The 13404-nt window shown below is 65.9% G+C and carries 11 protein-coding genes and 1 pseudogene; 5 read left to right on the forward strand and 7 right to left on the reverse strand.

Annotated elements, in window-relative coordinates:
* Positions 1-3: 3 nt before the first annotated feature.
* Both QF036_RS01200 and QF036_RS01205 read left to right on the forward strand, forming a co-directional pair.
* Positions 4-886, forward strand: a pseudogene (locus QF036_RS01200) (rhomboid family intramembrane serine protease).
* A 620-nt stretch (positions 887-1506) separates the two neighbouring features.
* Positions 1507-1974 carry a carboxymuconolactone decarboxylase family protein gene (locus tag QF036_RS01205; RefSeq protein WP_307098470.1) on the forward strand — a complete coding sequence of 156 codons (468 nt, stop codon included), beginning with the start codon at positions 1507-1509 and terminating at the stop codon, positions 1972-1974.
* 226 nt (positions 1975-2200) lie between these two features.
* On the opposite strand, the gene QF036_RS01210 is transcribed toward QF036_RS01205, so the two are convergent.
* Both QF036_RS01210 and QF036_RS01215 read right to left on the reverse strand, forming a co-directional pair.
* Positions 2201-2797 (reverse strand): DNA-3-methyladenine glycosylase I, encoded by a 597-nt coding sequence (locus QF036_RS01210; RefSeq protein ID WP_307098472.1) that lies wholly within the window; start codon positions 2795-2797, stop codon positions 2201-2203.
* Positions 2798-2807: 10 nt separating this feature from the next.
* On the reverse strand, positions 2808-3059 hold the full coding sequence (locus tag QF036_RS01215; RefSeq protein WP_003800246.1) for a cell division protein CrgA: 252 nt from the start codon (positions 3057-3059) through the stop codon (positions 2808-2810).
* Between the two features lie 172 nt (positions 3060-3231).
* Between QF036_RS01215 and QF036_RS01220 the strand changes: the two genes are divergently transcribed.
* From QF036_RS01220 to QF036_RS01230, 3 genes are read left to right on the forward strand one after another with little or no spacing between them, the layout of a single operon-like run.
* Positions 3232-4032, forward strand: a complete 801-nt coding sequence (locus QF036_RS01220) for a class E sortase (RefSeq protein ID WP_307098475.1) — start codon at positions 3232-3234, stop codon at positions 4030-4032.
* 2 nt (positions 4033-4034) lie between these two features.
* Positions 4035-4205: a hypothetical protein gene (locus tag QF036_RS01225; protein WP_307098477.1), complete on the forward strand. Its 171-nt coding sequence runs from the start codon at positions 4035-4037 to the stop codon at positions 4203-4205.
* The gene (locus QF036_RS01230) at positions 4202-4843 is read left to right on the forward strand and encodes an aminodeoxychorismate/anthranilate synthase component II (protein ID WP_307098480.1); all 642 of its coding nucleotides are present in this window, start codon (positions 4202-4204) and stop codon (positions 4841-4843) included. Before QF036_RS01225 ends, QF036_RS01230 begins: the two co-directional genes overlap by 4 nt.
* A gap of 33 nt (positions 4844-4876) precedes the next feature.
* Here the strand turns inward: QF036_RS01230 and pknB are convergent, their stop codons facing one another.
* Genes pknB through QF036_RS01255 form a run of 5 tightly spaced genes read right to left on the reverse strand, consistent with a single transcriptional unit; the run spans position 4877 to position 13402 of the window.
* The gene (pknB, locus tag QF036_RS01235; protein ID WP_307098482.1) at positions 4877-6820 is read right to left on the reverse strand and encodes a Stk1 family PASTA domain-containing Ser/Thr kinase; all 1944 of its coding nucleotides are present in this window, start codon (positions 6818-6820) and stop codon (positions 4877-4879) included.
* Positions 6821-6823: 3 nt separating this feature from the next.
* Positions 6824-8677, reverse strand: coding sequence for a protein kinase domain-containing protein (locus QF036_RS01240; protein WP_307098484.1), 1854 nt, complete (start codon positions 8675-8677; stop codon positions 6824-6826).
* The gene (locus QF036_RS01245) at positions 8674-10128 is read right to left on the reverse strand and encodes a peptidoglycan D,D-transpeptidase FtsI family protein (RefSeq protein ID WP_307098486.1); all 1455 of its coding nucleotides are present in this window, start codon (positions 10126-10128) and stop codon (positions 8674-8676) included. Before QF036_RS01245 ends, QF036_RS01240 begins: the two co-directional genes overlap by 4 nt.
* Positions 10125-11573, reverse strand: a complete 1449-nt coding sequence (locus QF036_RS01250) for an FtsW/RodA/SpoVE family cell cycle protein (RefSeq protein WP_307098488.1) — start codon at positions 11571-11573, stop codon at positions 10125-10127. Before QF036_RS01250 ends, QF036_RS01245 begins: the two co-directional genes overlap by 4 nt.
* Positions 11570-13402, reverse strand: coding sequence for a PP2C family protein-serine/threonine phosphatase (locus QF036_RS01255; RefSeq protein WP_307098490.1), 1833 nt, complete (start codon positions 13400-13402; stop codon positions 11570-11572). Before QF036_RS01255 ends, QF036_RS01250 begins: the two co-directional genes overlap by 4 nt.
* Positions 13403-13404 lie beyond the last annotated feature (2 nt).

The following is a 13404-nucleotide window of genomic DNA, read 5'->3' on the forward strand; positions in this document are numbered from 1 at the left end:
CACATGAGCTACGGAACTCCGGCGGCAGAGCCGTCAGCGCGGGTACCGGTGTGCCCCCGGCACCCGAACCGGCCCTCGTATGTCAGCTGCCAGCGTTGCGGGCGGCCGGCATGCCCCGAGTGCCAGCGCGCGGCCGCCGTCGGGTTCCAGTGCGTTGACTGCGTCAACGAAGCAAGACGTACGACGCCGACAGCACGGACCGTTTACGGCGGTGCCGTTGCGTCCGGCAAGCCTGTGGTGACGTACGCAATCATCGCCGCGTGCGCCCTGCTGTTTGTTCTGCAGTGGGTGCTTCCCGGGAAACGCGGTGTTCCGGACCCTCGCCTATGCGTCGGTTTACGCAACGCCCGAGTACGGGGTGTTCCAGCCGTGGCGCATGCTCACCTCGGCTTTTCTGCACTCCCAGGGCTTCCTGCTCCACATTGTCCTGAACATGTACACGCTGTGGATTTTTGGCCAGGCGCTCGAACCGCTGCTGGGCCGGATACGTTTCCTTGCCGTGTACCTGCTGTCCGCCATCGGCGGGTCGGTGGGATACCTGTTGTTGACACCGATCCTGCCCGAGGGCGGCCCCGTGGGCCTGGTCGGTGCTTCCGGCGCGATTTTCGGGCTGTTCGGCGCCATGCTCGTGGTGCAGCGCCACCGTGGCGGTGAGACGAGGCAGCTTTGGGTACTTATCGCAATCAACGGCGTGATCGGCTTCATGGTGCCGCAGATTGCCTGGCAGGCCCATCTGGGCGGTTTCATCACGGGCGCCCTGTGCGCGGCCGCCATTGCCTACGTCCCCCGTGGCCCGCGGCGCACCACCCTGCAGGCCGGAGGGCTGGTGCTCGTTCTGGCCCTGCTGGCGGTTGCTTCCTGGTACCGGGTGCTCGTAGCCGCCTGACGCCGGGACGGGCAACTCGCCGGCACCGGCCCCTCCCCCATAGCCCTCGCCCCCGCTTTCCGAAGCGGGGGCATTTTTGTACGCCCGCGAAGTCCCCCACGAGGCGACGGGGGTCGTTCACAGCCTGCTGAGTTTTCCACAGGGGTTATCCACACTGTTAATAACTTACACAGCTGTAAGTCACAGGTCGCGCCCCGAGTTGGCGGGCCGCTGGGCCACTCCCGATCAATATGCACGCTTTCGTCCACACCTGTGGATAACTTTTGTGCCTGCCGCTGTGGTTAAGTGGACAACTTCACTCAGATTTCACCCTGACGGGGTGTTTCGGGCATAAACAGGTACTTGGGAGTGCGTGAAGGCGTTTTGAGGGCGCCGTTTCAACAGGGTTGTTCACACTGTTAATAACGCACAGAGGTGTCATTCCCACGTTCACATGCCCCACAACGCCTAGATCCTGCCGTTCAGGCCGGCAATGCCCACAAGTTTTCCCCACCTGTGGATAAGTTGTGGGTAGTCGCCTGTTGCTAAGTGGATAACCCTCCACCTGTCCACAGCGTGCCCGTGTAGTCTCTGACTGAAGCCGCGAGGTGAGCCCCGTCCAACCCCCAAGGAGCAATGCCGTGAGTACCCACAGCCACATCTTCCTCGACAAGCACCACCCAGCAGCCTGGCGGGCGCTGAATGGGCTGGGGCTAAAGGCCAAGGAAGCGATGATTGAGGCCGGCCTGGACGAGAAGCTCATCGAACTGCTCAACGTCCGGATATCGCAGATCAACGGCTGCGCCTACTGCCTCGACATGCACGTCGCGGATGCAGTCAAGGCTGGTGAATCCACACAGCGGCTGGCGGTCCTGCCAGCCTGGCGGGACACTGCGGTGTTCGAGGACCACGAGCGGGCCGCGCTGGCCCTGTCCGAGAGCGTCACGGTTCTCCCAGAGGCCCGTACGCGCGATCTGGAAGACGCCTACGCGCGGGAGCACCTCACGGACGAGCAGTACTCAGCGGTGAGCTGGCTGGCCATCGCGATGAACGCGTTCAACCGCGTTTCCATCACCAGCCAGCATCCCGTCCGGCCTGAACAGGGCTGAACACGCTTGACAGGGGCTGAATATGGCTGAACACCGGGGGTTATCCACAGTCATTTCCACAACTGTTAATAACTTCGAAAATGCAAGTTTCAGGCCTCCAAGGGCGCCAGCCGGGCATGCAGGGCCTTTTCCCCGGCCCGCAACCAGCAAAGTTATCAACGCTGTGGATATCTTTACCAACACGTGTGGACCGGTGCGTGCGGGACGGCAGAGTGCCCGGCAGCGGTCAGGACCAGACGCCCGAGGTTCCCCGGCGGTGGCTGTCCACAAGATGTGTGTCCACCATGCCGATGGCTTCCATCAGGGCGAACATGGTGGTCGGCCCCACGAAGGCGAAGCCCTTCTTCCGCAGCGCCTTGGAAAGAGCGATGGACTCGGGGGACGTCGTGGGCACGTCCGCGTAAGTGGTGGGGGCAGGTGTGGAGGTTGGCTGGAACTTCCAGACAAAGTCAACGAGCCCGCCCTCGTCCCGTAGCGCGATGGTGGCGGTGGCATTGGTGATTGCGGCCCGGATCTTGAGGCGGTTGCGCACGATGCCGGGGTCCTGAAGGAGTCGCTCGACGTCGGCCTCGGTAAACGCGGCCACGGTTTCGGGGTGGAAGTTGTGGAAGGCCGCACGGAAGGCGGGGCGTTTGCGCAGGATCGTTGCCCACGACAGCCCCGCCTGGAACGCCTCGAGGCTGATCCGTTCGTAAAGGCCCTGCTCGTCCCTGACGGGCAGGCCCCACTCAGTGTCGTAATACTCGCGCAGAAGGGGATCCGAGGAAGCCCACAGCGGACGGGCCAGGCCATCCTCGCCGATGATGATGCCTTCTGCGGTCATGGGCGTCGGCTCAGGAGCGCCAGCGCGTGGTCATCAGGAAGCCGACGATCGCAATGCCAAACCCGGCCAGGATGTTCCAGGACTCCCACGCCTGAACAGGCAGCTGGCCCTCGCTGATGTAGAACGTAATGATCCAGAGCAGGCCGATGATCATCAGGCCGAACATGACGGGCTTGAACCAGACGGGGTTCGGCTTGTAGGCCTGGGTGGAAACGGGCTCGGCCGGGCGGGCAGGCTTCTTACGTGGCTTTGACTCGGGCACATGTCCTCCTTGGCGGCTGAATCAAGAGGAGGGACCGGGGCTTGATATCCTGCTGTGAGGGGATTGCCGGCGGTCTGCACACTCTTGGTCAGGTCTGAAGTCTTACTAGCAGCCAATTCTAGCTGTAGTTCAGTCCGCGCCGGTGCCCCCCAACCGCCCTGGAGGAGATCGCGTGGTAGTGCAGGAGAAGGTGACGGCCACCGCCAAGCCGGCGACCGGCGTCGTAATCCTGCGCAAAGCCGTCCAGGTGTTCGGCGAGCTGCTCATCACCGCCGGCATAGTGCTGCTCCTGTTTGTCGCGTGGCAGCTCTGGTGGACCAACGTGGAATCCGATGCGAAGCAAAGCGCCGCGGTCAAGGACTTTGCCCGGGATCTGGGCGGACCCGTGACCCCCGGGCCCACGCCCACTGCGACAGGCGGCGGGGCCGTTGCCGGCCCTAAGGATTATGGAGGGCCCGTTGTTGGAGAGGCTCCCGGGCACGGCGGCACCATCGGGATCATGTACATCCCCCGGTTCGGTGAAAACTACACCCGGCCCATCGTCGAAGGCACCAGCGGGGATGTCCTGGACACCTTGGGACTCGGCCACTACGGCAACACCTCCATGCCCGGGGCCGTGGGCAACTTCGCCGTGGCGGGCCACCGGCAGACGCACGGCGCCGTGCTGGACAATATCCACACGCTGGTCCCCGGGGACAAGATCTACGTCCAGACGCGGGACGGCTACTACGTCTACGTCTTCCGCAACAACCGCATCGTTCTGCCGACCGAAGCCGATGTCCTCCTGCCGGTGCCCAACCAGCCCGGAGTGCGTCCCACCGAAAGACTTCTCACCATGACCAGCTGCAATCCCCGCTTCGGCTCCGAGGAACGGATTATCGCGTACTCGGTGCTGGACCACTGGCAGCCGGCCTCGGCGGGGCCACCCGATGAGATCGCGGCCCAGGTGGCACGCGCACGAGGGGAAGGCTAGGCATGTACGGCTGGATATTCCGCCATCTCCCCGGTCCGCTCTGGCTGCGCGTCCTCATGTCGCTGGTGCTGGTTGCCGGTGCCTTGTTCCTGATGGTCGAGTTCCTTTTCCCCTGGATGTCCCAGTTCACCCAATTCACCGACTCAACGATTGGTGCGCCAAAAAACCCATGAGCACAGCAAAGATTCTCGTCGTGGACAACTACGACAGCTTCGTCTACACCCTGGTGGGCTACCTCCAGGAGTTGGGCGCCGAGACAACAGTGGTCCGCAACGATGATGTGACCCTCGCCGAAGCGATCGAAATGGCGGAAACGCGCGACGGCATACTCATCTCGCCCGGCCCGGGCTCGCCGTCCGAAGCGGGGGTCTGCATTGAGCTGATCCGCTGGTGCGGCGAGAAGACGAAGCCGATGTTCGGCGTCTGCCTTGGGCACCAGGCCCTGGCTGAGGCGTACGGCGGAACGGTGACCCACGCCCCGGAGCTCATGCACGGCAAGACCTCCCTGGTCCAGCATGACGGGACCAGCGTTTTTGCCGGCCTGCCCTCCCCCGTGACGGCCACGCGCTACCACTCCCTGGCCGCTGTCCGCGACACGATTCCGGAAATCCTCGAGGTGACGGCGGAAACCGCCAGCGGCGTCATCATGGGGCTGCAGCACCGCACCGCGCCGCTGTGCGGCGTGCAGTTCCACCCCGAGTCCGTGCTGACCGAAGGCGGCTACCAGATGCTGGGCAACTGGCTTGAGTCGCTGGGCATGAAGGGTGCGGCCGAACGGGCAGCCAAGCTCAGCCCCCTGATCCAGCACTAGCCGGGGCCAGCACTAGCCGGGGGGCAGCGGGCTCTATTTGCCCTTGGTGGGGCTCGGCGTCGGCGTCGGGGTGGGTGTGGGCGCCGGAGGAGGGGCCGGGGCCGTGGCCACCGTCACGGTGATGGTCTTGCCCTGTTCCACCAGCGAGTTCAGCGGATCGCTCTGGCCGGTCACCTTTCCGGGCTGGACCTGGGAGTTCTCGACCTCGTGGATGACGGCAACCAGGCCGAGTTCCTTGAGCGCAGCCTCGGCCTCGGCACGGGTCATGCCACGAAGCTCCGGCATGGACACCTTGCCCGTGGACACCAGGATCTCGACGGTGCTGCCCACCGCCACCTGCTGGCCGGGCGCCGGCTTGGTGGTGATCACCAGGCCCGCCGGAACAGTGGCGCTGTTGGCCATGGTGGTGGACGGCGCGCCCACCAGGCCCGCCTGCCGCAGGATGTCGCGGGCTGCCGCCTCCGTCCGTCCCGGCAGCGTCTCCGGGATCTTGACGGCACTGGGGCCCGACGAGATGTTCAGGACCACTTCCGAGTTCGGTTCCAGCGAGGATCCCGCGGGCGGCGCGGTGCCAATGGCGGTGCCCTTGGCGATCGAGTCGTGCTGCACCCGCTTGATCTGTGGCCGCAGCTTGGCGTCGTAGAGCGTCTGCAGCGCCTCGGATTCGGAAAGCTTCTCCACCGAGGGAATGGCGACGCGCGCCGGTTCGGCCGGCGGCTGGTTGAGGAAGTTGTAGAACCACAGGCCGCCGCCGGCCAGCACCAGGAGGGTAAAGATCACAAAGGTCGTGATCCAGGCCCGACGGCGGGACTTCTGTAAGCCAGACCGCTCCCGTTCGCGGGGAAGCCCCAGCGGAAGTTCATCGTGCTCGGCCGTCACGTAGACCGCAGCGGCTTCGGCCGGCAGCACGGATTCATCATCGTCAGTGCCCCACGTGCGGCGTAGGCGGCCAGCGGGAGCGTCGTCGAGGAAGCTGGCCCCGGTCATGGAAAACGCTTCCGTGGGTGGCATGCGGTGCGGCTCAGGAATGTCATTCGGGTCCGTCGGCGCTTCGCTGGGCGACAACGCCGGAACAGCGATCCCGTTCTTCGCCGCCCGCAGCGCACGGCGGAAAGCCGCGGCGTCCTGGAAACGGTCGGCACGGTTCTTCTGCAGCGCCTTTTCCAGCACGCTGTCCAGCGCCTCGGAGATGTCCGGATTGAAACTGCTGGGCGGTTCGGGCTTCTCGCGGACATGCTGGTACGCCACAGATACGGGGCTTTCACCCACGAATGGCGGGCGGCCGGTCAGCGTTTCGTACAGCAGGCAGCCTGCCGAGTACAGGTCGCTGCGGGCATCCACGGCCTCGCCGCGAGCCTGCTCCGGCGAGAGGTACTGGGCGGTGCCCACCACGGCCTGCGTCTGGGTCATCGTCGCGGAGGAATCGGCAACCGCGCGGGCAATGCCGAAGTCCATGACCTTGACCATGTCCGAGTTCTCGCAGTACATCACGTTCGCCGGCTTGATGTCCCGGTGCACGATTCCGGCCTTGTGGCTGTATTCCAGTGCAGACAGGACACCCAACGTGTACTCCACCGCCTGGTCGATGGTGATGTCACTGGCCCTGATCAGGTCCCGGAGGGTCTTGCCGGCCACGAACTCCATGACGATGTAGGGAACACGGACCTGGTCGTGCGCGTCGCCCGGTACTGCGTGCTCGCCCGTGTCGTAGATGGCTACGATCGACGGATGGTTCAGGGCTGCGACAGCCTGGGCCTCGCGCTTGAACCTGGCCTGCAACTGGGGGTCCCGGGCCAGGTCGGGGCGGAGCAGCTTGATCGCGACCGTCCGGCCCAGGCGGGTATCCAGGCCACGGTGGACGTCGGCCATGCCCCCGCGGCCGATGACTTCGCCAAGTTCGTAGCGTCCGCTGAGGACGCGCTGACTTGTCACCGGGATGTTGTCTTCCCGGTGGGACGGAGTTCGTGGCGTGGTCACGGCTTATGGTCCGGTCGGCGAGCCGCTTGGCGTTGGCGTGGCTGACGGCGTGACCGATGGCGTGGGAATCAGCGCCTGGGACAGGTGATAGGTCACGACCGACCCGGCGGCGACCTCTTGGCCGCTTTCGGGCTCGGAGCGGACAAACGTTCCGGCGTCCTGACCGGGTTCGCCGGCCTCGTCGGCGCCCTTTTGCCAGCGCAGACCGGCCTTCTCGATTGCTGACTGGACTTCGGCCTCGCTGCTGCCCGTGCTGATGTCCGGGACTCTGATCTGTTTCGGTCCCTTGGAATAGGTGACCGTGATGGTGCGACCCGCCTGCACCGGGCCTGTCGGGTTCAGGTCCGTAACCGTGCCGGGAGTGGCAGGGTCGAACACTTCCTTGCCGTCCACCTGGAGGCCAAGCGCGATCAGCTCGGCGCGGACCTCGCTGTACTGCTTGCCGAGGTATGCGTCCGGAATCAGGTTGATGGCCTCGGCCGTGGTAGGAGTCGGTGTGGGGGTCGGGGTCGGCGTCGCAGAGGTCGGGGTCGGCGTGGGCGTGGAACTGGTGCTCACGCTGCGGCTCGGTGTGCTTGACGTGGTCGCGGCAGGGCCCTGGCCCGGGAACAGGAAGCCCGCCTGGCTCAGGAGGATACCGGCGACGGCGAACAGCACCAGCAGGATCAGGGCGATCAGCGGCCACGTCCACGGGCTGCGTTTCCGCCGCTCGGGCTCATCCTCGGGTTCGTCGTCGTACTGATCCGGTTCCTGGTCCCAAGTGCGCTCGGCCGCCAGGGCATCGGCACGCGACAGCGTGCTCCCCGCCCGCGTGGGGGCGGCATCCGGGTCTCCGGCGGCGGCTGCTGCCGCCCCGCCGGCAGCAGCACCCGCAGCCGCTGCGCCCAGCACAGGCAAGGCGGAGGTTGCCGTCGTCGAGCTCGTCTCCGAACCGATCACGCCGGTTGGTGCCGTGGCGATATTCACCGGGGCCGTCATGGCGCCGGTGCCGCCTTCGTACAGGAGCATGCCCGGGACGGCGGCGTGGGCTGCGGAGATGTCACCGTTGCGGATCGCCTCCGCGGCCTCGGACAGCTTGATGGCGTTGGCCGGGCGGTTCTTCGGATCCTTGGCCAGCATGGACATCAGGAGCGCACGGACCGGCTTGGGCAGCGACTCCGGCAGGGGCGGCGGCGCGTCGTTGACCTGGGCCAGGGCGATGGCGATCTGGGATTCGCCGGAGAACGGACGGTGCCCGGTGAGGCACTCGTAGCCGATCACGCCGAGCGAGTAGATGTCCGAGGCACCGGTGGCGGTCTGGCCGGTGGCCTGTTCGGGGGCGAGGTACTGGGCGGTGCCCATGACCTGGCCGGTCTGGGTCAGCGGCACCTGGTCCGCCAGGCGCGCGATGCCGAAGTCGGTGACCTTGACCCGCCCGTCAGGCATGATCAGCAGGTTTCCGGGCTTGATGTCACGGTGCACCAGTCCCTGTGCGTGGGCCACGGACAGGGCCCGCGCCGTTTGGGCCATGATGGACAGCGTGCGGTCCGGTGAGAGAACCTGCTCGTGCTCGATAATGCTGCTCAGCGGCTGGCCGGGGACCAGCTCCATCACCAGGTAGGCGGAACCTTCCTCCTCGCCGTAGTCGAAGACGTTGGCGATGCCGACGTGGTTGAGGAGGGCGGTGTGGCGGGCTTCGGCGCGGAACCGCTGGAGGAAGCCGGGGTCGCCCGTGTACTCCTCTTTGAGTACCTTGATGGCCACGATCCGGCCCAGGATTTGGTCCTTGGCCTTCCAGACTTCACCCATGCCGCCGATCGCAATACGCGTGGTCAACTGGAATCTGCCGCCGAGGGTGATTCCCGATGTAGGCCTCACTTATTCAACACCGCCTCAAAAATCTTCTTTGCGTTCGGACTGGTTAGCTGTGCTCCGGTGGTGATGTCCACGCCCTGCATGACAACGGTGACGGACACTTGCGGATCGTTGGCCGGGGCGAACCCCGTAAACCAAGAGTTGTTCAGGCCGTCCCCGAGCTCGGCGGTGCCGGTCTTGCCGGCGACCTGGACACCGGGAACGGCAGCGCCCGAGCCGATGCCCTCGCTGACCACACTGGTCATCCAATCGGTGATCTGTCCGGCGATTTCCGGCGTCGTCGAGGTCCGCAAAGCCACCGGCTTCGGTTCATCGATAACCCTCAGGTCCGGGGAACGGACTGCCTTGATGAGGTTCGGAGCCATCTGCACTCCGCCGTTGGCAATGGCCGAGGTCATCAGTGCGATCTGGAGCGGCGTCGCACGGACGTCGCGCTGGCCGATGGCGGATTGCGCCAGTCCGGCCGCGTCGAGATCCGACGGGAAAACGCTCTTGGCGTAGTCCAGCTTGAGCTGGTCGCCCAGCTCCTGGCCGAAGCCGAACTTGCTGGCCTGCTGGGCTATCGCATTTTCCCCGAGGTCGCGGGCAATACTGGCGAAGGGCGTGTTGCAGGACTGCTGCAGGGCGAACGCGAAGCTGGCCGTGTTCCGGGTGTAGCAGTTGCCGCCGGCGTAGTTGGGCAGCTGGTACTGGATCCCCGGGAAGCTCATCTGGGCCGGGTTGGGCAGCACGCTGTCGGCGTTGTACTTGCCGGAGTTCAGGGCTGCTGCCGTGTCCACCAGCTTGAACACCGAGCCCGGCGCCAACAGGGCGCCCGTGGGGCCGCTGACCGAGGGATTCAGGTTGACGCCCGGGATCTTGATGGCCTCGTTGTACGCAGCCTGTTCCTTGGCGACGTCCTGCGTGGCGATGGAGTTGGGATCATAGGACGGCTTGCTGACCATGGCCAGGATGTTGCCCGTCTTGGGATCGGTCACCACGATCGACCCCCGCTGGCCGTCCGGGATGAGGTCGTACGCCAGTTTCTGGATCGTGGGGTCAATGGTCAGCTCGACGGACGCACCCTTGGGCTGGTTGCCCAGGAAAAGCTGCCCGATCCGGTCAAAGAACAGCTGGTCCGAACTTCCGGCCAGCTGGGCATCCATGGCGCCTTCGAGGCCGGTAACCCCGTAGCTCCGCGAGAAGTATCCGGTCAGCCCGGCATACAGCTCGGGCTGGTTGTACTTGCGCTGGAACTTGCAGGATTCATTGCCCGGCACGGATTCGGCGATGGCAGAGCCGCCCACGAGGATCGCACCGCGGTCATTGCAGTAGTTCTGCAGGATGGCCCGCCTGTTCCACGCGTTGGCCTTGAGCTCGTCCGCGCCCACCACCTGGACGTAGCTGATCGCACCGAAAATCAGGGCGAACATGGCGATCGCGGCGATCCATGAATGTCGAATGGCCTGGTTCACAGGTGTTTCACCGCCTCGGTGGGAGCGTCTGGGAGGGTCTGGGTGGCGTTCCGGTCCTGCCGGCCTGCTGCCGCGGGCGCCGGCTTCTGGGCCTCCGGCGTCCGGCCGGGCTGCATCGGTGACGTGTCCACCGGGCCGCGGGCCGTGTGCGAGATCATCAGCAGCAGGCCCACGATGATCCAGTTGGCCAGCAGGGAGGAGCCACCCGCGGCCAGGAACGGCGTGGTGAGGCCGGTCAGCGGGATCAGCCGCGTGACGCCGCCGATCACCACGAAGCACTGCAGCGCCACCGCGAAGGACAGGCCGCAGGCCAGGAGTTTGCCGAAGGCGTCGCGGGTGCCGAGGGCCGCACGGAAACCGCGGGTGAAGAGCAGCAGGTACATCATCACGATGGCGAAGAGGCCGATCAGGCCCAGCTCCTCGCCGAAGGAGGCGATGATCATGTCGCTGTTGGCGAACGGGACCAGGTTGGGCCGGCCCTGTCCGAGGCCGGTGCCCACGAGTCCGCCGCTGGCCATGCCGAAGAGGCCTTCCACGATCTGGCCGCTGCCGCCGGGTGAACGCCCGAAGACTTCCTCTGTGAAGGCATTGAGCCAGCTGTCGATGCGCAGCGCAACGTGCGAGAAGACCTTGGACGCCACGAAGCCGCCGCCGAGGATCAGGGTGAGGCCGATGACCACCCAGCTGATGCGGCTGGTGGCCACGTAGATCATCACGATGAACAGGCCGAAGAACAGCACGGACGATCCGAGGTCGCGCTGGAAGATGAGCACGCCGATGCTCACGAGCCAGGCGGTGATCATGGGTCCCATGTCCTTGAAGCGCGGGAACTGCATGGGGCCGATCTTGCGGCCAGCCAGCATGATCAGGTCGCGGTTCGAGGACAGATACCCGGCAAAGAATATGGCGAGGGTAATTTTGGCGACCTCGCCCGGCTGGAACGTCATCGGACCGAGCCGGATCCAGACCCGGGCGCCGAGGATTTCGCCGGCGGAGATGCCGGGGACCAGCGGAAGGATCAGGAGCAGGGCGCTGACGGCAAGGGAAATGTACGTGAAGCGGCGCAGGACGCGGTGGTCCTTGAGGAACCAGATCACGGCGATGGCCACGGCCATGGCGATGACCGTCCAGCGGAGCTGATTGTTGCCGGTGTCGTCGCCCGGGGCATCGAGGCGGTGGATCATCGCCAGGCCGAGGCCATTGAGGGCCACTACCAGCGGAAGCATTACCGGATCGGCATATTTGGCGCGGAGCCGGAGAACCACGTGGAACACGAGGGATGCCACGGCGAGCAGGCTGGACTGGAACCAGAAGTCCGTGTCCAGTGACGTCTGTTCATCGATGCTGATCAGTGCGTTGGCGCCGATGCTGACCGACAGGGCGAGCACGAGCAACAGCAGTTCCACGTTGCGGCGGGGTTTGGGCATGGTGTCGGCGTGGCTCATTGGCCCCCCTCACAGGTTGCGGTTGGGGTGGGTACGGCCGAGGCTCCGGATGTTGCGGTCGGTGATGCCGTCGGTTTGACGGTTGAGGTCGCCTTCGGAGACGCCGTGGCCGTTGGCTTCGGGGTGGCAGAGGCCTTGGCCGTGGCTGTCGCCTTGGCCTTGGCCGAAGCTGATGCCGTCGGCGATGGAGTCAGGCACTCATCCGAAGGCGCCGTGCTTCCGGTGCGCTCAAGGTTCTTGACGATCCGCTGGGCATCGTAGAGATCCCGTGCAGGGACTGTCTGGCGGACCCGCTGCTGCGAGAACTGGGGCAGCGAGTTCATCTTGATGTCGGTGACCGCTTCCAGCGTGGACAGTTGGATGGGACCGAGGCGCTGGGATACCCCATTGAAGATTGCCACCCGCTGGTCGAACTCGCCGATGTAGTAGCGCGTCTGGGTCCAGGCGTAACCGAGCCAGAGACCGACGGCGAGGACCAGGAGTGCCGCACCCGCGATTCCCAGGGTGAGCCAGCGTCGCGGACGCCCCGCCGTCGTGAATTCCTCTGCTTCCTCGCGGGCCTGGTCCGACTTGTGGGTCAGGACCGTGGCCGCGCGGCGCGCGACTGTGCGGCCGGCAATGGTGGGGATGGAACCGGTTTCGGCCGCAGCAACGGCTGCGCCGACGAGGATGTGCGGCCGGGAGGAAAGTTCCTCGCGCAGCACTTCCGCGGAAAGATGTTCGCCCAGATGGGGATCGGTGCTGGTCGCCGGCTCGTTGGCCGGCTTGCCGGCACCTTCTCCTGCCGCCTCGGTCCCGGCTGTCCGGTCGGGCGGGGAGCCGGCGGACGCGGGTGCCGCGGCCGGCGGGGTGGGAGGAGACGTGGAGCCCGGCGCCGATTCTGCCGGTCCCGAAGCTGTTGGCGCGGCACCCGGCACAGCACCCGGTGCCCCGGCGGCGGGCTCGCCGGCAGGAGCGTCGGGAGCGACAGCCGAGGCAGCAGCCTTCGTTCCGGTAATCGCTTCCGGTTGTCCGGCGTCAGGGACGATGTCGACGGCGGCGGTACTGACGTCGTCGGGCGTTTCCTCCACGATTTCCACCATGACAATGGTGACGTTGTCCGGCGCGCCTGCCTCCAGGGTGAGGTCAACGAGTGTTTCGACGCATTCGCGGAGATCCGGCGTTTCCCGAACGGTGCGCTCTACGACGTGGCCGGCCACGTAGTTCAGACCGTCGGAGCAGAGCAGCCAGCGCTCTCCGGGCTGCACATCGATGGTGGCGAGGTCCAGTTCGGGGCTGGCATCGACGTCACCGAGGACGCGCATCAAGACGTTCTTGTGGGGATGGGTTTCCGCTTCTTCGGGGCGCAGCCGGCCCTCGTCGATGAGGCGCTGAACGAACGTGTGGTCAATGCTGATCTGTTCGAACTCGCCGTCGCGCAGGCGGTAGGCGCGGGAATCGCCAATGTGGGCGAAATGCAGCTTGCCCCCGGCCAGCAGCAGGGCGGTCACAGTGGTGCCCATGCCCGCCAGCTTGGGATTGATGTGGACGAGCTCCGAAAGCAGCGAGTTTGCGGTCTGGATTTCATCGGCCAGCACTGTGCCGGCGTCGTCGTCGTCGTAGTCGTCGGTGTCCAGGTGGATCATGTCCAGGACGGTGGCGGCGGAAGCAACATCGCCGCCGGCATGGCCACCCATGCCGTCCGCTACGATGGCCAGGTGCCGGCCAACGTAGGCGGAGTCGTCGTTTTTCGCGCGGATGCGGCCAACGTCAGAGCGTGCCGCGTAGCGCAGGATGAGGGGCCGAGGCGAGGCTGGCACCTCGCCCGCGGGCATGTCTGGAGCGGCCATGG

The sequence above is a fragment of the Arthrobacter globiformis genome (assembly GCF_030817195.1).
GTDB lineage: Bacteria > Actinomycetota > Actinomycetes > Actinomycetales > Micrococcaceae > Arthrobacter > Arthrobacter globiformis_D.

Coding starts and splice junctions, on each gene's coding strand:
- QF036_RS01210 (WP_307098472.1), bottom strand. CDS start 2,797: ATGACCGCAGAAGGCATCATCATCGGCGAGGATGGCCTGGCCCGTCCG.
- QF036_RS01250 (WP_307098488.1), bottom strand. CDS start 11,573: ATGAGCCACGCCGACACCATGCCCAAACCCCGCCGCAACGTGGAACTG.
- QF036_RS01230 (WP_307098480.1), top strand. CDS start 4,202: ATGAGCACAGCAAAGATTCTCGTCGTGGACAACTACGACAGCTTCGTC.
- QF036_RS01225 (WP_307098477.1), top strand. CDS start 4,035: ATGTACGGCTGGATATTCCGCCATCTCCCCGGTCCGCTCTGGCTGCGC.
- QF036_RS01255 (WP_307098490.1), bottom strand. CDS start 13,402: ATGGCCGCTCCAGACATGCCCGCGGGCGAGGTGCCAGCCTCGCCTCGG.